Source organism: Pseudomonas sp. B37(2017), from assembly GCF_002112885.1.
Taxonomy (GTDB): Bacteria; Pseudomonadota; Gammaproteobacteria; order Pseudomonadales; family Pseudomonadaceae; genus Aquipseudomonas; species Aquipseudomonas paraglycinae.
Genome location: NZ_NEIX01000004.1, coordinates 466,526 through 485,351 on the forward strand (window position 1 = coordinate 466,526; position 18,826 = coordinate 485,351).

The window sequence follows — 18,826 nt, forward strand, 5'->3', positions numbered from 1 at the left end:
GAGTGCGGGAGCGATCATGGTTTCAGGACTTGGGCGCTTTCTCGTAAAGCGGCATGACCTTCGGAATCGCCGCCTGCAAGGCAGCCGTGCGGCTGCTGGAAGACGGGTGAGTGCTCATGAACTCCGGCGGCGCGCCTTCAGAGGCCTTGCTCATCTTCTCCCACAGAGTGATGGCGGCGTTCGGGTTGTACCCGGCACGCGCGGCGAGTTCCAGACCGATCAGGTCGGCCTCGTTCTCGTTGGCGCGGCTGTTGGGCAGCGTCATGCCGTAGTTGGCCACGGTGTCGGCCAGCGCCAGGCTGTCCTGCCCCAGGCCGAGCAACGCACCGGCGCCCTGCTTGGCCATTTCGATGCCATAGGCCTTGGACATGGCTTCACGTCCGTGCTCGCGCAAGGCGTGGGCGATTTCATGGCCCATGACCGCGGCGATTTCATCGTCGGTGAGTTTCAGGCTGTCGATCAGCCCGGTGTAGAAAATGATCTTGCCGCCAGGACCGCAGTTGGCGTTGAGCTCGTCGCTCTTGATCAAGTTCACTTCCCACTTCCACTGCGCCGAATCCGGACGGAAATTCGGTGCCTGGGCGATCAGCCGGTTGGCGATGGCCTGAATCCGTTTGGCATCGTTGCTGGTCTTGTCCAGCACGCCTTTGCTGGACGCTTCGCCCACGGTCTTCTGATAGGACTGGGCATACATCTGGTCGACCTCTTGCGAGGACAGCATGCTGAACATGTACTGCTTGCGCTCCACGCCCACGGCACCGCCGCTGGTGGTGTTGACCGACTGACAACCGGCCAGCAACAGCGCCGCGCTCAGTGCACTTACAACCAATGTCTTGTTCATTCAAAAGCTCCCTGAAAACCTGCCGCGTATCCTAGGCGGGTAATTGTATCGACGCCAGATACAACGGACGTGTTGCACCTGTTTTCAGAACACGCCCGCCAGCCCTGCAGGAAAAAATTCACATCCACCGCCGCGCCCGCTGCAACTGCGTCGCGCACTGATCCATTTGCGACATCCGACTGCAATTACTTGCTCCGCACCTCATGGCGCAATTGTGGCTGCCGATACAGCAGCGCAGACGTCCTCTCGCGTGCGGAGCTCCCATGAAGTTCAAGTCGATCCAGTTTTCCGTGGCCGCCCTGGCCGGCGCCATCGTACTCAGCGTAGTCGCCGCGCTGGTGCTGTACGCGCTGTTCTCCGGTGCCCGCACCCAGGAGATGGTCCAGCAACGGACCCAGGCCCAGTTCGAGCAAGTCATCGAACAGCGCCTGACATCGCTGGCGCAGACCCAGGTCAGCCAGATCCAGCGTGAACTGGAAGCGCCACTGTTGATTGCCGGCGGACTGGTACGCGTCAACGCCCTGCTCGGCACGCCGGGGGCCGATGGCCAGCCGCGACTGACCGTCAGCCGTGAGCAACTGATCAGCCTGATCAAGGAAAACGTCGAGAAGAACCCGAAGATTCTCGGCACCTACATCGGTTGGGAAAAGAACGCGCTGGACCACAACGATTCGGCCTACGTCGGCACCAGTGTGGTCGGCATCGACGCCGCCAACGGGCGTTTCCTGCCGTGGTGGTTCCGCAACGACGACGGCACCCTCGGTCTGGACAAACTGGTAGACGTCGACGACCAGAAAGTCCTGTCCACCGGCGTGCGCGCCAGCGAGTACTACCTGTGCTCGAAAGAAACCAAAAAATCCTGCGTGATCGATCCCGCCCCGTACAAGGTCGGCGACAAGATCGTCATGCTCGCCTCCTTTATCGAACCGATCATGCTCAACGGCGCCTTCCAGGGCATCGTCGGCGCCGACCTGTCGGTGAACTTCATCCAGGAAATGCTTCTGGGCGCCAACCAGAAGCTGTACAGCGGCGCCGGGCAAATGGCGCTGATCGGCGGCAACGGTCGGATCGTCGCCTACACCAAGGATCCGAGCAAATTCGGCGAGAAGGTCAGCGATATCCTCGACGCCCAGCAGATTGCCAACATGGCCAATCTCAAGCGCGGCGAAGTGACCTACACCGTCAATAAAGAGCAAGGCCGGATCGAGTTGTACCTGCCGTTCGGCATCGGCCAGACCGACGCGCGCTGGACACTGATGCTGCAACTGCCGCTCGACGCGGTGATGGCCGACCTGCAAAAGCTCCAGGGCGACCTCGACGCCCAGCGCAAATCCGACACCTTCGGCATGGCCATGGTCGGCCTGATCATTGCCGGCCTCGGCCTGCTGGTGATCTGGCTGGTGGGCCACGGCATCGCCCGCCCGCTCAAACAGATGGTGACCATGCTCGATGACATCGCCCAGGGCGAAGGTGACCTGACCCGTCGTTTGACCAGTGATCGCAAAGACGAACTCGGTTCAATCGCCAAAGGTTTCAATACCTTCCTCGCCAAATTGCAGGGGATGATCACGCAGGTGGTGTCGTCGGTACAGAGCGTCAGCGACTCCTCGGAGCACACGGCGGACATCGCGATCCGTACCAATATCGGCATTCAGAAGCAGATGGCCGAGATTGATCAGGTGGCAACCGCCGTGCAGGAAATGACCGCCACCGCGCAAGACGTGGCGCGTAACGCGACCCAGGCAGCACAAGCGGCCAGCCACGCCGATCAGGCGGCTAGTCAGGGCATGCAAATCGTGCGCGATACGTCCAATTCGATCGGCGTGCTGGCCGTGGAAATCGGCAAGGCCGTGGACGTTGTTCAGACCCTGGCCAAGGACAGCGAAAACATCAACGCGATCCTCATCGCCATTCGCGGGATCGCCGAGCAGACCAACCTGCTGGCCCTCAACGCGGCGATTGAAGCTGCCCGCGCTGGTGAACAAGGACGTGGTTTTGCGGTGGTGGCCGACGAGGTGCGCAACCTGGCGCAGAAAACCCAGAAGGCCACCGAAGAAATCCAGAGCATGATCCAGCAACTGCAACAGGGCACCCGCGACGTGGTGCGGGTCATGGAGGACAGCCAGAATCGTACCGACGAAAGCGTGCAGCACGCGGCCAAGGCAGCGGAGGCGCTGGAGACCATTACTCAGGCGGTATCGGTGATCAACGACATGAACACCCAGATCGCCAGCGCCGCCGAAGAACAGAGCGCGGTGGCCGACGACATCAACCGCAACGTGATCAACATTGGTCAGGTGGCGAATGAAGTGGCCGGTGGTGCGGATGAGTCGAGTTCGGCGAGTGCGGATCTGACCAAACTGGCGGAGCAACAGCGGCGGTTGATCAATCAGTTCAAGGTCTGACCGATCAGGCCGGAGTCAGGCACTCCGGCCCGTTGAGCTTCGGATCATTGACCAGGTTCGCCAGCACCCGCTCGCGCAAGGCGGCGGGTTCGCTGGCGAGCAGGCCTTGCAGAACATGCATCGGCGTTTCAGGATCAAGCCACGCCGCCTGCCCCGCCTCATCGAGAATCAAAGGCCGGCGCTGACTGGCCGCCGACTGAGTGATCACCGCCGTGCTTAGCCACACCTGTTCCTGCACCGGATACGCTTCCCAGATCGCCGCAAAAAACAACGAAGCACCTTCCCCCGGTGTCAGCCAGTACGGCCGCTTGCGCACGTTGCCGCGCCACTCGTAGAAACCGTTGGCCGGCAGCAGGCAACGGCGCAGGCGCAGGGCTTCGCGAAACATCGGCTGTTCGGCGACGGTTTCAGCCCGGGCGTGGGCCGGCGTGCGCGACATGTCGGTCAGCCATGGCGGTGTCAGCCCCCAACGGGCACGAGCCAGCGTGCGCTGGCCGTCGGGTTCGGCGCGCAGCATCAACACCGAATCGTTGGGGGAAATGTTCCACTGCGCCTGCTGATCGGCAGGAAAACCGGGCAGGTTCGCGAAATCGCGGTTCCAGCGAAACAGGGCATAACGTCCACACATGGGGCAGCACGACTCACAAATAAAACGAACGCCAGCCTAACAGACCAGCGTCCCGGGATAACTGTCCGGTTCATCGCCGGGCAGCGGCAGCGCGGCATTGTACGCACTGATCAGCTCGCGGGCGTATTCGGCCTGGTCGTTATCGACCGACAAGCCCAGCAGACCGAAGATCGGCAACTCGCCCGTGCCGCCCAGCAGATCGCGCCCGACCAGATGCGCCTCGATGCCTTCGCTGGCGAGCATGCCCTTGAGCATTTCGCCTTCCATCAGGTTTTCCGGCTCGTAGATTCGCTGCATGGGCGCGCCTCACTCGTTTTCGCTGAAGACTTCCAGAAACCAATCCTCTCCGTGGACCTGCAACACAAAGGTGATCGGCCGACAGCACACCTGACAGTCTTCGATATAGGTCTGGTCGCCAGCGGAGAGATCCACGGTCGTCTCGACCTCTTCACCACAATACGGACATTCATATACTGCGCTTTCCAGCATCGCGGTCTCCCGGGTGACTTGTGCGTATAATCGCCGGTCTATTTGCAGGGCTATTTTTGTCTGGCTACTTTTTCAGACCGTGCCCCGTTGGTTTTCGATCAAAACCTTTACTTACCCTAGCCGTTTCCAACAAGAGAGCATGATGGGCGAATTCGATGCCATCCGACCTTACGACGACAGCGAAGTACCTGCGGTACTGGCGCGACTGCTCGGCGACAAGGCGTTTCTAGATATCCTCACCCACTTCCGCTTCCCGCGTTTTGCCGGTGCCTTCGGCTGGATGCTCAAACCACTTATAGCCCATCGGCTGCGTCGTGAGTTCGCCGACGTGACCTCCGTGGCCACTTTGCAGGACAAGGTCGAGTTCTACGTCGACCACACCATCGAGCGCGCCACCGACGGCGTGACCTACACCGGTGTCGAGCAATTCAAGTCTGGCAGCGCTTATCTGTTCATCGCCAACCACCGCGACATCGTGATGGACCCGGCCTTCGTCAACTACGCCGTGTACCACGCCGGCCTGCCGACGCCGCGCATCGCGATTGGCGACAACCTGCTGCAAAAGCCGTTCGTCAGCGACCTGATGCGTTTGAACAAGAGCTTCATCGTGCACCGCTCGATCACCGGGCGCCGCGAGAAAATGGCCGCTTACCAACTGCTGTCGGCGTACATCAACCACTCGATCCGCAATGACTGCGCCTCGATCTGGATCGCCCAGGCCGAAGGCCGCGCGAAGGACGGCGACGACCGTACCGAGTCGGCGATCCTCAAGATGTTCCACATGAGCCGCAAGGACGAGCCCTTCGGCGAAGTCATCCAGTCACTGAACCTGACCCCGGTGTCGATCAGCTACGAATACGACCCGTGCGACCAGGCCAAGGCCCGCGAGCTGTACATACGCGCCACCACCGGCACCTACAGCAAGGCGCCGGGCGAGGATGACGTAAGCATCGCCAAGGGCATCACCGGCTACAAGGGCCGGGTGCACGTGAACTTCGCCGCGCCGATCACCGAACTGTTCGAGGACACCAAGCAGTTGGCGGTCGAGATGGACAAGCAGATTCTCGGTGGCTACCGGTTGTTCCCGGTGCATTACCTGGCGTACGCGCAGTGGGCCGATGCCGATCCGCAATTGAACGTGCCGAAGGCTGCCGAAGTGTTTGGTGCCGAGGAACTGGCCAAGGCCCAGGAAGAGTGGCAGAACCGTCTGGACGCCTGCCCCGAGGAGCATCGTCCGTATCTGGTGCTGCAATATGCGACGCCGGTGCGCAATCAGTACCGGGTCAAGGCTGGACTGCCGCTGTAAGCGGTGCCGGCTGGATACAAGAACGGCGCCTTCGGGCGCCGTTTTTCGTTCAGAAGCGGGTACTGATCCAGGACACCAGCAGCGCCAGGCCCAGGCAGGCAAAACCGAAGCGGTAGAAGAAGCGGTTCATGCGCAGGGTCGCCCAATCGAGCACCGGCTCCTGATTCGGCTGACTCTGACGCTGGGCCGCGATACTGGCCATCGCCCGTTGTTCACGGCGACGGGTCGCGTGCAGCAGCCAACTGCCGGGGAAGGCCAACAGCAGGGCCAGCAGGTTGATCAGTTTGGCGGGATGGGCGGTAAACAGCGTCATCAAGTGCAGCGACATCACAGACCTCAATCTAAACCGGGCATGGCGAACGCCAGACCGACGACCGCGGCGCGGATTCTACCGAAACCCTCCCCCACTGCCCTAGCCTTTGCGACAAATAACCCTTCAATCGACCGATGGCTGTCCTGTGTCACGGCATCGTCATTTGTTTCAGTCACCCTGCGCGCCTCGAAACCGACACGGAACGCGACATGCTTCACGCTGAAAACCAGGATCGCCTGTACCTCATCTCCCCGTCCGACGAACAGCAGAACCTCGTCGGCAGCCTGGCCTTCAATGTTCAGGACCGTCACTGGCTGGTGTACTGCGCCCTCGGCGGGCACCAGCATGCGGACTTGCCCGAGACCGACCTGCTGACCGGCGTCAGCGTCCTCGACTTCTATTCCCAGGCCGCCTGAACGAAAAAAGCCCGGAGCCATCACTGGCCCCGGGCTTTTTCACATCAACCGGACACTTACTCGGCGAGGACCTGACCCACGGTCGGATCCTTGAACAGACGGGTCAGCGCATCGCTCAGCACATCGCTGACCAGTTTGGTGTTGGTTTCCTGGTTCGGCGCCATGCCGAAACGCTGGTCCAGCGAGGCACCGTAACGGCCGCTGTAGCGACGGTTAGCGTTCTGCACGTCGGAGCGGAAGGTCGCGCCGATGGTGGCTTCAGTCACGTACATGCCTTCTTTGGGCGACTGGTATTTCAATTCGGCCAACGTCACGGTCAACTGCGGTGCATTGGGGGCGTTGTTGGTCGGGGTGAACCCGAGCAGACGCACGGCCGCTTCGGCCTGGGCCTGCAACTTCGGCAGGATCTGCTCGCGCTGCACGGTGATGGCGCTGGTTTCCGGGTACAGGCCGCCACGGGTACCGAGGGTTGGCGACGGACGACCGTCGACCACGCGGACCACGACAGGCTGGCCGTGACCGACCGGTGCCAGCTGAGTGGTCAGCTTCGGTTCCGGGCTCAGTTGTTGCGGGCTGTGGGCGCAGCCAACCAGGGTCAAACTGGTCACAGTGATCAAACCGAACAACAGGCGTTGCAACATGCTCTTCTCTCCAGAATCAGGCACAGACAGGCCGGCAGTATAGCGGTGGGCCACTGTGGGTCACCAGCACTGAAATGTCAGACAAACCCCGCTGCCAGCGGTTCCTGTCACACATTCTTCACCCCCCATACACGTTCGCGTCACGGCCTTTTGACAATCTTCCTCACAGATCCCCAAAAGGAACACTGCCATGCGCTATCTGATCTCGTTGTTCGCCCCACGCCCGCTGCACCGCAGCTTCGCCCTGCTCGACCGCAACGGCCATTGCCAGGCCTTCAAGCAATGCAGCCTGCAACCGATGGGTGACGGTTGGGTCGAAATCGAGGAAATCCGCCTCAACTGGTTGCACCAGCCTCTGCCAGTCAGCGCCCGGGTCGAACAGCAGCGCCCACGCGCACGTGCTCAGGCAATGTTGAGCATCTGACCGGATGCCTAATAAAAGTCATTAAACTCGACCAACTCCCCGCATTTCTTCGATACAATCTCCCCCCGATTATAAGGACGTCTCCTGATCGGGCCCCGCAACAGCGTCAATGCGCTTGCATTGGCATCCAAATCGCCCACAGAGAGCCGCCCACACAGATCGAGTGAAGCTGGCGTGCTTGCTGTTTCCCTGGCAAATCCCGCTTTTCGCGAATCTGCAGAGCTGTCATGACGCTCGGCCACTGAGTTGTTTGCCCTTTCGGGCACGGTGCCAGCCCCGGACAGCCCTTTTTGAGGTTCACGTCTTCAAAAGAGCGTGAAAAAAACGGGTTTTCACAACTTCACAAGAGTGTGGCGAGCAAATGAATAGTTTTGCGTCTGAACATGCACCATTAGCGTCTGAAACAGCCCAACGACACAGGAACGGGAACGCCTCGACTACCGGAGCCTGAAGCCTGTCCGCTACGGATTTGGTTGCACAAACGGATGTCTCGACCATAAGTCGAATTGCCAGCCCCGTGCCGAAATGAGTTCATATGACTCTTTAAGCCAGGCCGCACGCATCCGTCGAAGTTGCGAAAAATTGCGAAGATTCGGACATGGCACACCTGACCAAGGATACCCGGGGCTCAACTGACCTGCCCTGGACGCCTGGCAGCCATGCCGACAATTTGGTGCTGCAGATTTTGGAGACGCGTTAAATGGCGCATAACGAAGCAGTCGACGTAGTTCTGGTTGGGGCCGGCATCATGAGTGCCACCCTCGCAGTACTGCTCAAGGAACTCGACCCGGCGCTCAAGCTGGAAGTCGTCGAGCTGATGGATTCCGGTGCCGCAGAGAGTTCCAACCCATGGAACAACGCCGGTACCGGCCACGCCGGCCTGTGCGAGCTGAACTACACGCCGCAGGCTGCCGACGGCACCGTCGACATCAAGAAAGCCGTGCACATCAACACCCAGTTCGAGGTGTCGAAGCAGTTCTGGTCGTACCTGACCAAGAAAGGCACGTTCGGCTCGTGCAAATCCTTCATCAGCCCGGTGCCGCACCTGAGCTACGTCGAAGGCGAAAAAGGCGTTTCGTTCCTCAAGGAACGCTTCAACGTGCTGCACAAGCACCACGCCTTCGCCGACATGGAATACACCGAAGACAAGGCGAAGATGGCCGAGTGGATGCCATTGATGATGCCGGGTCGTCCGAAAGACCAGGTGCTCGCCGCCACCCGCGTGATCAACGGCACCGACGTCAACTTCGGCGCCCTGACCAATCAGTTGCTCAAGCACCTGACCAGCGCCCCCGATGCCCAGGTCAAGTACTGCAAGCGCGTGACCGGCCTCAAGCGCAATGGCAACGGCTGGACCGTCAGCATCAAGGACGTCAACAGCGGCAGCAGCCGTGAAGTCGACGCCAAATTCGTGTTCCTCGGCGCCGGTGGCGCGGCCCTGCCGCTGCTGCAAGCTTCGGGCATCGAAGAAAGCAAAGGTTTCGGCGGCTTCCCGATCAGTGGCCAGTGGCTGCGTTGCGACAACCCGGAAGTGGTCAAGCATCACCAGGCCAAGGTTTACAGCCAGGCCGCCGTCGGTTCGCCACCAATGTCCGTGCCGCACCTGGACACCCGCGTGGTCGACGGCAAGAAATCCCTGCTGTTCGGGCCATACGCCGGTTTCACCACCAAGTTCCTCAAGCACGGCTCCTTCATGGACCTGCCGATGTCGGTTCGCGCCGGCAACATCGGCCCGATGCTGGCCGTGGCGAAAAACAACATGGACCTGACCAAGTACCTGGTCAGCGAAGTGATGCAGTCGATGGAACAGCGCCTGGAATCCCTACGCCGTTTCTACCCCGAGGCGAAAGCCGAAGACTGGCGCCTGGAAGTGGCCGGCCAACGGGTGCAGATCATCAAGAAAGACCCGAAAAAAGGCGGCATCCTGCAGTTCGGTACCGAACTGGTGGCTGCGAAGGACGGCTCCCTCGCTGCCCTGCTCGGCGCTTCGCCAGGCGCCTCGGTGACCGTTTCGATCATGCTGGAACTGATCGAGAAGTGCTTCCCGGCCAAGGCCAAGGGTGAGTGGGCTGCCAAACTGGCGGAAATTTTCCCGGCCCGTGAAAAGGTCCTGGAAACCGACGCTGCGCTGTATCGCAAGATCAACACGCAGAACAACGTCGCGCTGGAACTGGTTGAAGCCAGCAACGAGACCGAAAGCTACGCCTGATTCGGCTCCATGAAAAACGCCCCGCACTCGGTGAGTGCGGGGCGTTTTTTTATGCCTGTGGAAAACTTCGGCTATCAGCCGCGTGCTTTCTCGATCAGCTCGATGTATTCCGGGGCATTGCGCTGATCGCGGATCTGGTCGACGAAGGTCTTGCCGTGCTCGTCCTTGCCGTCCACGTCATAACCGGCTGCAACGAAGAACGTCAGGAAACGCTCGAAATCGTCGATGCGCAGGCCACGGTAAGCCTTGACCAGTTTGTGCAGCGACGGCGAGGTGGCATCGACCGGCTCAAAATCGAGGAACAGCTTGATCTGCTCATCGCCGATCTCGTCACCAATCACTTGCTTCTTATCTTTACGCATTGCCGACTCCAGCTCGCAGACATTTCACGGGGCGGGCAGTTTACCCCTGCGCAGGCACAAGGCTCAACGCGAGCGCGTGCTGCCGGTGTGCAAATCGGCCCAGATGTGGCCGTTGGCGTAGGTCAGGAACTGGCAATACACGGTGTCGTTGCGCAACAGATCGATCACCACCCGGTACTGGGCCAGCGGGTAGAACAGCGTCAGGGTCTTGCTCTTGTCGTCATACACCGGTTTTTTCAGGCTTTTGCTTTCGCCATCGAAGTTGACCAGCACCTGATTGATCGTCGCGCCCTTGTTCAGGGATTTGCCCTTGAGGCGGATCATCAATGGCGAGGTGACCGGGATCGGCTGCTGATTGGACTGGCGCTGGGCCCCCACCACCACTGAATAATCGGTGACCTGCAACAGTTGCTGCTGCTCGGGTTCGGCATCACGCAGGGTCAGATCGTCGGGCGGCAGGAATTGACTGTGCATCGGGGCGGCGGCCAAGGGCAGGCTGAGGGTCAGCAACAGGGCGGCGCAGCTGCGGATCAAGAGGCTCATGACAGGCTCCGGGGGGCGGGGCCGAGCACTTTAGCAGTCTTTAAAAGCAAAAGATCGCAGCCTGGGGCTGCGATCTTTCAGGGGTTCTTACATGCCTTTGACGGCGAAGATCCCGTTGGCGTTGCGCCAGTAGCCTTTGTAGTCCATGCCGTAACCGAAGATGTAACGGTCGATGCACGGCAGACCGACGAAGTCGGCTTTCAGGTCAGGACGGGCCTTGCGGTCGTGATCCTTGTCGATCAGCACGGCGGTGTGCACTTTGCGCGCGCCGGCGTGACGGCAGAAGTCGATGATCGCGCCCAGGGTGTGACCTTCGTCGAGGATGTCGTCGATGATCAGCACGTCGCGGTCGATGAACGAGACTTCCGGCTTGGCTTTCCAGAACAGGTCGCCGCCGCTGGTTTCGTTGCGATAGCGGGTGGCGTGCAGGTAGGACGCTTCCAGCGGGAACTGCAGATGGGTCAGCAGTTTGCCGGAGAAGATCAGGCCGCCGTTCATCACGCAGAACACCACCGGGTTGCTGTCGGCCAGTTGTTCGTTGATTTGTGCACCGACGCGGGCAATGGCAGCCTCGACTTCAGCTTCGGTGTACAGGCAGTCAGCCTCTCGCATGATTTGACGGATATGCTCGAGATCAGCGGACATGGCGCTCTCCAAGGGGGGTCTGTTTCGGAAAAGCGGGCAAAGGTACGCATCCCGCACGGCCGAATCAAGCATTTGTGGACTAACGTACTGTATGTCCTATAGGACATCACCCTCGGATAGATTAATCTAGGCCGGTTTTTTTGCCCGCCGCCGGAGCCTTTCCCCATGTCCATCCAAGAGATCCGCCATCCGCTGATCCGTCACAAACTTGGCCTTATGCGCCGTGCAGACATCAGCACCAAGAATTTCCGCGAGCTCGCTCAGGAAGTCGGTGCCCTGTTGACCTATGAAGCTACCAAAGACCTGCCGCTGGAAACCTACGACATCGAAGGTTGGTGCGGCACTGTGTCGGTCGAGAAAATCGCCGGCAAGAAAATTACCGTCGTGCCGATCCTGCGCGCCGGCATCGGCATGCTCGAAGGCGTGCTGAGCCTGATCCCGGGCGCCAAGGTCAGCGCCGTCGGTGTTGCCCGTAACGAAGAAACCCTGCAGGCCCACACCTATCTGGAAAAACTGGTTCCGGAAATCGACGAACGCCTGGCGATGATCATCGACCCGATGCTCGCCACCGGCAGCTCCATGGTTGCGACCATCGACCTGCTGAAGAAGGCCGGTTGCAAGGACATCCGCGCGATGGTGCTGGTAGCCGCGCCGGAAGGCATCGCCGCTGTCGAGAAAGCTCACCCGGACGTGATCATCTACACCGCGTCCATCGATCAGAAACTCAATGAGCACGGTTACATCATTCCTGGGCTTGGCGATGCCGGTGACAAGATCTTCGGCACCAAGCAGAAGGACGCGTAAGCATGCAGCAAGAGTTCAACGATCCGCTCTGGCGCACGGTGCTGTCCGGCGCACAGATGCTGTTCGTGGCTTTCGGCGCCCTGGTGCTGATGCCACTGATCACGGGCCTGGACCCGAACGTGGCACTGTTTACCGCAGGTCTTGGGACGATTCTGTTCCAGATCGTCACCGGGCGTCAGGTGCCGGTGTTCCTGGCGTCGAGCTTCGCCTTCATCACCCCGATCATTCTCGCCAAGGGCCAGTTCGGTCTGGCGGCGACCATGGGCGGCGTGATGGCGGCCGGTTTCGTCTACACCTTCCTTGGCCTGGCCGTGAAGATCAAAGGCACCGGCTTCATTGACCGTCTGCTGCCGCCAGTGGTGATTGGTCCGGTGATCATCTCCATCGGCCTGGCCATGGCGCCGATTGCCGCGAACATGGCGATGGGCAAGGCCGGTGACGGTTCCGAGCTGATCCATTACCAGACCGCGATGATGATCTCGATGCCGGCGCTGTTGACCACGTTGATCGTGGCGGTGTTCGGCAAAGGCATTTTCCGTCTGGTGCCGATCATTTCCGGCGTGCTGGTGGGTTTCGCCATGTCCTTCTATTTCGGTGTCGTCGACACCGCGAAGATTGCGGCAGCCCCATGGTTTGCACTTCCTCACTTCACCGCGCCGGAGTTCAACTGGCAGGCGATTTTGTTCATCGTCCCGGTGGCGCTGGCCCCGGCGATCGAACACATCGGCGGCGTGATTGCGGTCGGCAGCGTGACCGGTCGCGACTACCTGAAAAAGCCTGGCCTGCATCGCACCCTGCTCGGTGACGGCATCGCCACCACCGCAGCCGGCCTGTTCGGCGGCCCGCCCAACACCACCTACGCCGAAGTGACTGGCGCAGTGATGCTGACCAAGAACTACAACCCGAAAATCATGACCTGGGCGGCGATCTTCGCCATCACCCTGGCGTTCATCGGCAAGTTCGGCGCCTTGCTGCAAAGCATTCCGGTGCCGGTGATGGGCGGGATTCTGTGCCTGCTGTTCGGTTCGATCGCGGCGGTGGGGATGAACACCCTGATCCGTCACAAGATCGACCTGGGCGAGGCACGCAATCTGGTGATCGTTTCGGTGACCCTGGTGTTCGGTATCGGCGGTGTGCTGGTCGGCACCGGCACCGGTCCCGACGACTTCGGCCTCAAAGGCATCGCGCTGTGCGCGGTGGTGGCGATTGCGCTGAACCTGATCCTGCCGGGCAATGACAGCTGGAAACACAAGAAGGCGGATGAGCCGCTGATCTAAGCCTTGGCTTCAAGATCGTTCCCACGCGGATCACCCCACACTTATCGTTCCCACGCTCTGCGTGGGAATGCCTCTGGGGACGCTCCGCGTCCAGTGACGCGGAGCGTCACGGGCTGCATTCCCACGCGGAGCGTGGGAACGATCAATCATCGACGATCATCAAAGGGCCAGTGGCGCCCGTTCACACAGCGTTGCCAACGCCTTCGCCCATTGCGGGTCATCGTTCAGGCACGGCACCAGCACCAGCTCCTCTCCCCCCGATTCGCAGAACTGTTCCTTGCCGCGATCGCCGATCTCTTCCAGGGTCTCGATGCAATCGGCAACAAACGCAGGGCACATCACCAGAATCTTCTTCACGCCGCTTTTGGCCAGTTCATCCAGCCGCGCTTCGGTGTAGGGTTCGATCCACTTCGCCCGGCCCAGTCGCGACTGAAACGACACCGACCACTTGCCGTCCGGTAGCCCCATGCGCTCAGCGAACAGCGCCGCTGTGCGCAGGCATTGGGCGCGATAACAGGTGGCCAGTACGGCCGCCGAGGCGTTCTTGCAGCAATCTTCATTTTTGAAGCAATGATTGCCGGTCGGGTCGAGCTTGGTCAGATGCCGTTCCGGCAAACCGTGGAAGCTCAGCAACAGGTGATCGTAATCCTGCTGCAAGTGCGGTCGGGCACTCGCCACCAGCGCGTCGAGGTATTCCGGCTGATCGTAGAACGGCTGCAACACCGACAGCTGCACATCGAGCTTCTTCTCGCGCACCACCCGCTTGGCTTCTTCAATCACCGTGGTGGTGGTGCTGTCGGCGAACTGTGGATAAAGCGGCGCGAGGGTGATGCGTTTATGCCCCGCCGCGACCAGCTTCAACAGGCTTGTCTCGATCGACGGCTCGCCGTAACGCATGGCCAGCTCAACCGGGCCGTGAGTCCACTGCGCCTTCATCTGCTGTTGCAGGCGACGACTGAGCACCACCAGTGGCGAACCTTCGTCCCACCAGATCGAGGCGTAGGCGTGGGCCGACTGCTCCGGGCGCTTGATCAGGATCAGCGACACCAGCAGACGCCGCACCGGCCACGGCAGGTCGATCACGTACGGGTCCATCAGGAATTGATTGAGGTAGCTGCGCACGTCGGCCACCGAAGTGGAGGCCGGCGAACCCAGGTTGACCAGAAGCAAGGCGTGATCGGTCATGCAACGTCCTATTTCAGAGGCGGCTGGAAAGATCGTCCAGGGCCGCGCGTAAATCCGTGAACCGGAAAGTGAATCCCGCTTCCAGCAAGCGTTTCGGCGTGGCCCGTTGGCCACCCAGCAACAGCAATGACATCTCGCCGAGCCCGACCTTCAAGGCGAGGGCCGGCATCGGCATGAACGCCGGGCGGTGCAGCACGCTGCCCAGCGTCTTGGCGAATTCGCGATTGCGCACAGGTTTCGGCGCGCACGCATTATAAGGACCGCTCGCCTGATTGCGGTGCAGAAGAAAATCAATCAGGGCGATTTGGTCATCGATATGAATCCACGGCATCCACTGCCGACCATTGCCCAAAGGCCCGCCCAGCCCGAGCTTGAACGGCAGCAGCAGGCGCGACAAAAAGCCGCCCTCGGCCGACAGCACCAGTCCGGTGCGCACCAGCACCACGCGAATATCCATCGCTTCGGCGCGTTGCGCGGTTTCCTCCCAGGCGATGCACAACTGGCTGGCGAAATCGTCGATCACCGGCGGCGAGTCTTCGGTCAGCTCACGCTCGCCGCCGTCACCGTACCAACCCACGGCCGAACCCGAGATCAGCAGCGACGGTTTCTGCCCGCGATGTTCCAGCCACGCCAGCAACGATTCGGTCAGCGTGATCCGGCTGCTCCACAACAGCGCCTTGCGCCGATGGGTCCACGGCCGGTCGGCAATCGGCGCGCCGGCGAGGTTGACGATCACGTCGACCGGCTCGTCGCCAAGGTCCTCCAGACGCGCGATTCCATGCACCTGAGCGCCACAGATGTTCGCGACTTTTTCCGGACGACGACTCCAGACCGTCAGGCGATGACCCTGCCCGGACCAGTGCCGGCAAAGCTGACGTCCGATCAATCCAGTACCGCCGGTCAGCAATATGTGCATGACTTCTACCTCGCGTGGCGTTTTACCCCGATCACTAGTCTATTTTTATAAACAGGGATCTTTTCTATCGGGCAGGCTCTATTGTTTAACCATAGGCCAAGCTGTCAGAACGAGAACGCTGGAAGTTATACCAAAAAACAAAATTGTACAGGTTTCATCCACGGCGTAGTCTGTACAGAAAGGTAAACGAGGCCCCTATGACTGTACCTATCGCAATCATTGGCACCGGCATCGCCGGACTCTCCGCCGCCCAGGCCCTGACGGATGCCGGGCATACCGTTCAGTTGTTCGATAAAAGCCGCGGCAGCGGCGGGCGCATGTCGAGCAAGCGCAGCGACGCCGGCTCGCTGGACATGGGCGCGCAATATTTCACCGCCCGTGACCGACGCTTCGTGACCGAAGTCCAGCGCTGGCAAAGCAAAGGCTGGGTCGCCGAATGGGCACCGCAGCTCTACACCTTTCATGGCGGGCAACTGAACCTGTCGCCGGACGAACAGACCCGCTGGGTCGGCACGCCGCGCATGAGCGCCATCACCAGGGGCCTGCTCGACGGGTTGGAAGTGCACTTCGCCTGCCGGATCACCGAGGTCTATCGCGGCGAAGAACACTGGCACCTGCAAGACGCTGAAGGCTTCACTCACGGGCCGTTCAGCCACGTCGTAATCGCCACGCCGGCGCCTCAGGCCACCGCCCTGCTGGCCGCCGCGCCGAAACTCGCCGGTGCCGCCGCCGGGGTGAAAATGGACCCGACCTGGGCCGTCGCCCTCGCCTTCGACACCCCGCTGGATACGCCGATCGAAGGCTGTTTCGTCCAGGACAGTGCCCTCGACTGGCTGGCCCGCAACCGCAGCAAACCGGGACGCGACACCACGTGCGACACCTGGGTCCTGCACGCCACCAGCGCCTGGAGCCGGCAGCACATCGACTTGCCCAAGGAAGCGGTGATCGAACAGTTGCACGGCGCCTTCGCCGAATTGCTGCACAGCGCCATGCCGGCCCCGACCTTCAGCCTCGCCCACCGCTGGCTCTATGCCCGGCCGGCCAGCAGCCATGAATGGGGCACTCTGGCCGACGCCGACCTGGGTCTGTACGCCTGTGGCGACTGGTGCCTGTCGGGTCGGGTCGAAGGGGCGTGGCTCAGTGGTCAGGAGGCTGCAAGACGCTTGCACGAACACCTGCAGTGAACCGCATCAATCCGCGCAAATTGCTGCTGTCGAAATGGACAGCAGCCCAGCCGCAAAACCGTGAAAAGCATTTTCTGGTGACCGAACTGTTTCGCGACGAAGAAGGTACGGTGCTGACGATCGAATTGCAGGCGGTGCTGACCCGACGTACCGAGCAATGCGACTGGCAAACCCTGCAGGATGACTCACGCTGGAAAATGGGCTGGCGCTGAAAACCTCAAAAAAACTTATACAAACAATTTGACTTGTACACCCATGAATCTATGCTGAAGTCATGTTGTACAGATCAGTTTGCCTGTACAGGTTTAGATTCGAGGTTGCTGCATGTCCGACTCATCGACGTCCCTACCGAAAATCGCCATCAGCGCCTGCCTGATGGGCGCCGAGGTCCGCTACAACGGCGGACACAAGGAATCGCGGCTGTGCAGCCGCACCCTGGCCGAGCATTTTGAATTCGTTCCCGTCTGTCCTGAGGTAGCGATCGGTCTGGGAATTCCCCGCGAGCCGATTCGACTTGTGGGCGACCCGGCCAAGCCTGAAGCGGTCGGCACCGTCAATCCGTCGATTAACGTCACCCAGCCACTGGCCGCTTACGGCGAGAAAATGGCGGGGGAACTCAGTGACATCTGCGGCTACATCTTCATGCAGCAATCGCCCTCCTGCGGGCTGGAGCGCGTGAAGGTCTACCACGCCAACGGTGCACCGGTGAATGGTGGCGGGCGTGGCATTTACGCCGAGGCGTTCTGTGCGCAGCATCCGAATCTGCCGGTGGAGGAAGCCGGGCGCCTGAACGATCCGGTGCTGCGGGAAAACTTCATCACCCGCGTGCTCGCCTACCGCGAATGGCAGCAGGTGCTCGAGCAGGGCTTGAGCCGCCGTGCACTGACCGAATTTCACTCGCGCTACAAATACCTGCTGATGGCCCACAACCCGGTGCAATACAAGACGCTGGGCAATCTGCTGGGCAACATGGGCCAGACAGCGCCGGACGAACTCGGCCCGCGCTATTTCAGTGAACTGATGGCGGCGCTGAAAAAATGCGCCACCCGCCGCACCCACAGCAATGTCCTGCAGCACATCAGTGGTTACCTGAAACAGGTCATCACCCCCGAAGACAAACAGGAAGTGCAACACATCATTGGCCAGTACCGGCACGGCATCGTGCCGCTGGTAGTGCCGCTGACGCTGCTCAAGCATCACTTTCGCCTCCACCCGGATCCCTACATCGCGCAGCAGGTGTACCTGCAACCGCATCCGGAAAACCTCAGCCTGCGAAACGCCATTTGATGAACGACTCACCCGACACCAGCGCCCGTGAAGACCTCGGCGCCGACTTCAAGAAAGCCCTCGACGAAGGCTGGCTGCCGATTCGCGAAGTTGCGCGCCAGACCGGCGTGAATGCCGTCACCCTGCGCGCCTGGGAAAGACGCTACGGGCTGATCGTTCCGCAGCGCACGCCCAAGGGCCATCGTCTTTACGGCGCCGAGCATGTGCAACGCATTCAGAACATCCTCACCTGGCTCAATCGCGGCGTTGCGGTCAGCCAGGTCAAACCGCTGCTCGACACGGCGCAAGCTTTAAACGAACCGGTGGAAGACGAATGGCATCCGTTGCGCCAGGCCGCCCTGCTGGCGGTCACTCACCTGAACGAGCGCAGCCTCGACGACAGCATCAACCAGGCGATGGCGCTGTATCCGCCACGCACACTCTGCGAGCAATTGCTGCTGCCGCTGCTGAGCGATCTCGAACAGCGCTGGCAGGGCCAGTTCGGCGCGCAGATGGAGCGCGTGTTCTTTTTTGCCTGGTTGCGCAGCAAATTTGGCGCACGCATCTACCATAACAACCGTCAGTTGCGCACCGCGCCGCTGCTGCTGGTCAATCAGTCGGATTTACCGCTGGAGCCGCACCTGTGGCTCTGCGCCTGGCTGATCAGCAGCGCCGACTGCCCGGTGCAGGTGTTCGACTGGCCGCTGCCGGCCGGAGAGCTGGCACTGGCAACCGATACCCTGCAAGCCCGTGGCGTACTGCTGTATTCCAGCAAAGCCCTGAGCCTTGCGCAGCTACCGAAACTGTTGAATGGCGTCAGCTGCCCAAAACTGATTGCCGGACCCACGGTGTGCATTCACCACGCCGAGTTGTCCGCAAAGACTTCCGATTTCGCTGATCTGCTCTTGGCCGAAGACCCTCTTTCGGCGCATCGGGTGCTCATTCAGCGTGGATTGATTTAATGATTCAGAC

At 60.9% G+C, this 18,826-nt stretch carries 22 protein-coding genes and 1 pseudogene; 12 read left to right on the top strand and 11 right to left on the bottom strand.

From position 1 onward, the window contains the following. Positions 1-22 precede the first annotated feature (22 nt). On the bottom strand, positions 23-841 hold the full coding sequence (locus CAF90_RS13995) for a M48 family metallopeptidase (RefSeq protein ID WP_007956847.1): 819 nt from the start codon (positions 839-841) through the stop codon (positions 23-25). A gap of 1,352 nt (positions 842-2,193) precedes the next feature. Here CAF90_RS13995 and CAF90_RS29895 point away from each other — a divergent pair. Together CAF90_RS29895 and CAF90_RS29900 are read left to right on the top strand one after the other, a co-directional pair. Continuing rightward, positions 2,194-2,388: pseudogene (locus CAF90_RS29895) on the top strand (HAMP domain-containing protein); the annotation flags it as partial. A gap of 114 nt (positions 2,389-2,502) precedes the next feature. Beyond that, positions 2,503-3,246 (top strand): methyl-accepting chemotaxis protein, encoded by a 744-nt coding sequence (locus CAF90_RS29900; RefSeq protein ID WP_371857322.1) that lies wholly within the window; start codon positions 2,503-2,505, stop codon positions 3,244-3,246. A 4-nt stretch (positions 3,247-3,250) separates the two neighbouring features. Here the strand turns inward: CAF90_RS29900 and CAF90_RS14005 are convergent, their stop codons facing one another. The 3 genes from CAF90_RS14005 to CAF90_RS14015 are packed head-to-tail and all read right to left on the bottom strand — an operon-like array spanning position 3,251 to position 4,363. Then, positions 3,251-3,874, bottom strand: a complete 624-nt coding sequence (locus CAF90_RS14005; protein WP_085606958.1) for an SOS response-associated peptidase — start codon at positions 3,872-3,874, stop codon at positions 3,251-3,253. Between the two features lie 36 nt (positions 3,875-3,910). Beyond that, positions 3,911-4,171 (bottom strand): putative signal transducing protein, encoded by a 261-nt coding sequence (locus tag CAF90_RS14010; RefSeq protein WP_011335895.1) that lies wholly within the window; start codon positions 4,169-4,171, stop codon positions 3,911-3,913. Positions 4,172-4,180: 9 nt separating this feature from the next. Continuing rightward, positions 4,181-4,363 (bottom strand): CPXCG motif-containing cysteine-rich protein, encoded by a 183-nt coding sequence (locus CAF90_RS14015; RefSeq protein WP_011335896.1) that lies wholly within the window; start codon positions 4,361-4,363, stop codon positions 4,181-4,183. 142 nt (positions 4,364-4,505) lie between these two features. On the opposite strand from CAF90_RS14015, the gene CAF90_RS14020 reads away from it, so the two are divergent. Next, entirely contained in the window at positions 4,506-5,669 is a 1,164-nt protein-coding gene (locus tag CAF90_RS14020; RefSeq protein WP_170929378.1) for a 1-acyl-sn-glycerol-3-phosphate acyltransferase, read from the top strand. Positions 5,670-5,718: 49 nt separating this feature from the next. On the opposite strand, the gene CAF90_RS14025 is transcribed toward CAF90_RS14020, so the two are convergent. Beyond that, the gene (locus CAF90_RS14025) at positions 5,719-5,997 is read right to left on the bottom strand and encodes a hypothetical protein (RefSeq protein ID WP_007951673.1); all 279 of its coding nucleotides are present in this window, start codon (positions 5,995-5,997) and stop codon (positions 5,719-5,721) included. Between the two features lie 194 nt (positions 5,998-6,191). On the opposite strand from CAF90_RS14025, the gene CAF90_RS14030 reads away from it, so the two are divergent. Further along, on the top strand, positions 6,192-6,398 hold the full coding sequence (locus CAF90_RS14030) for a hypothetical protein (protein WP_085606961.1): 207 nt from the start codon (positions 6,192-6,194) through the stop codon (positions 6,396-6,398). 56 nt (positions 6,399-6,454) lie between these two features. On the opposite strand, the gene CAF90_RS14035 is transcribed toward CAF90_RS14030, so the two are convergent. Then, a complete protein-coding gene (locus CAF90_RS14035) occupies positions 6,455-7,039 on the bottom strand; it encodes a YajG family lipoprotein (RefSeq protein WP_007951676.1) in 585 nt (194 codons plus the stop codon). Between the two features lie 190 nt (positions 7,040-7,229). Here CAF90_RS14035 and CAF90_RS14040 point away from each other — a divergent pair, with 190 nt between their 5' ends. Then, entirely contained in the window at positions 7,230-7,463 is a 234-nt protein-coding gene (locus CAF90_RS14040; protein ID WP_007951677.1) for a hypothetical protein, read from the top strand. Positions 7,464-8,163: 700 nt separating this feature from the next. Beyond that, entirely contained in the window at positions 8,164-9,672 is a 1,509-nt protein-coding gene (gene mqo / locus CAF90_RS14045; RefSeq protein ID WP_085606963.1) for a malate dehydrogenase (quinone), read from the top strand. A 74-nt stretch (positions 9,673-9,746) separates the two neighbouring features. Here mqo and CAF90_RS14050 read toward each other — a convergent pair whose 3' ends face one another. From CAF90_RS14050 to CAF90_RS14060, 3 genes are all read right to left on the bottom strand, one after another. After that, positions 9,747-10,034, bottom strand: coding sequence for a PA4642 family protein (locus tag CAF90_RS14050; RefSeq protein ID WP_007951679.1), 288 nt, complete (start codon positions 10,032-10,034; stop codon positions 9,747-9,749). A 63-nt stretch (positions 10,035-10,097) separates the two neighbouring features. Then, a complete protein-coding gene (locus CAF90_RS14055; protein WP_007951680.1) occupies positions 10,098-10,577 on the bottom strand; it encodes a hypothetical protein in 480 nt (159 codons plus the stop codon). Between the two features lie 87 nt (positions 10,578-10,664). Beyond that, positions 10,665-11,222 carry a hypoxanthine-guanine phosphoribosyltransferase gene (locus CAF90_RS14060; RefSeq protein ID WP_007951681.1) on the bottom strand — a complete coding sequence of 186 codons (558 nt, stop codon included), beginning with the start codon at positions 11,220-11,222 and terminating at the stop codon, positions 10,665-10,667. 165 nt (positions 11,223-11,387) lie between these two features. On the opposite strand from CAF90_RS14060, the gene upp reads away from it, so the two are divergent. Further along, positions 11,388-12,026 (top strand): uracil phosphoribosyltransferase, encoded by a 639-nt coding sequence (gene upp, locus CAF90_RS14065; protein ID WP_007951682.1) that lies wholly within the window; start codon positions 11,388-11,390, stop codon positions 12,024-12,026. Between the two features lie 2 nt (positions 12,027-12,028). Beyond that, positions 12,029-13,303 (top strand): uracil-xanthine permease family protein, encoded by a 1,275-nt coding sequence (locus CAF90_RS14070; protein ID WP_007951684.1) that lies wholly within the window; start codon positions 12,029-12,031, stop codon positions 13,301-13,303. Between the two features lie 159 nt (positions 13,304-13,462). Here the strand turns inward: CAF90_RS14070 and hemH are convergent, their stop codons facing one another. Next, positions 13,463-14,488, bottom strand: coding sequence for a ferrochelatase (hemH, locus tag CAF90_RS14075; protein ID WP_085606965.1), 1,026 nt, complete (start codon positions 14,486-14,488; stop codon positions 13,463-13,465). 13 nt (positions 14,489-14,501) lie between these two features. After that, positions 14,502-15,404, bottom strand: coding sequence for a TIGR01777 family oxidoreductase (locus tag CAF90_RS14080; protein ID WP_085606967.1), 903 nt, complete (start codon positions 15,402-15,404; stop codon positions 14,502-14,504). A gap of 197 nt (positions 15,405-15,601) precedes the next feature. Between CAF90_RS14080 and CAF90_RS14085 the strand changes: the two genes are divergently transcribed. The 4 genes from CAF90_RS14085 to CAF90_RS14100 all read left to right on the top strand — a co-directional run bounded on the left by CAF90_RS14085 (position 15,602) and on the right by CAF90_RS14100 (position 18,816). Then, a complete protein-coding gene (locus CAF90_RS14085; protein ID WP_007951687.1) occupies positions 15,602-16,588 on the top strand; it encodes an NAD(P)/FAD-dependent oxidoreductase in 987 nt (328 codons plus the stop codon). Next, on the top strand, positions 16,585-16,800 hold the full coding sequence (locus CAF90_RS14090; RefSeq protein WP_085606969.1) for a TIGR02450 family Trp-rich protein: 216 nt from the start codon (positions 16,585-16,587) through the stop codon (positions 16,798-16,800). Before CAF90_RS14085 ends, CAF90_RS14090 begins: the two co-directional genes overlap by 4 nt. Positions 16,801-16,912: 112 nt before the next feature. After that, positions 16,913-17,875 (top strand): DUF523 and DUF1722 domain-containing protein, encoded by a 963-nt coding sequence (locus CAF90_RS14095; RefSeq protein ID WP_085606971.1) that lies wholly within the window; start codon positions 16,913-16,915, stop codon positions 17,873-17,875. Then, positions 17,875-18,816, top strand: coding sequence for a MerR family transcriptional regulator (locus CAF90_RS14100; RefSeq protein ID WP_085606973.1), 942 nt, complete (start codon positions 17,875-17,877; stop codon positions 18,814-18,816). Before CAF90_RS14095 ends, CAF90_RS14100 begins: the two co-directional genes overlap by 1 nt. The last annotated feature ends 10 nt before the right edge of the window (positions 18,817-18,826 follow it).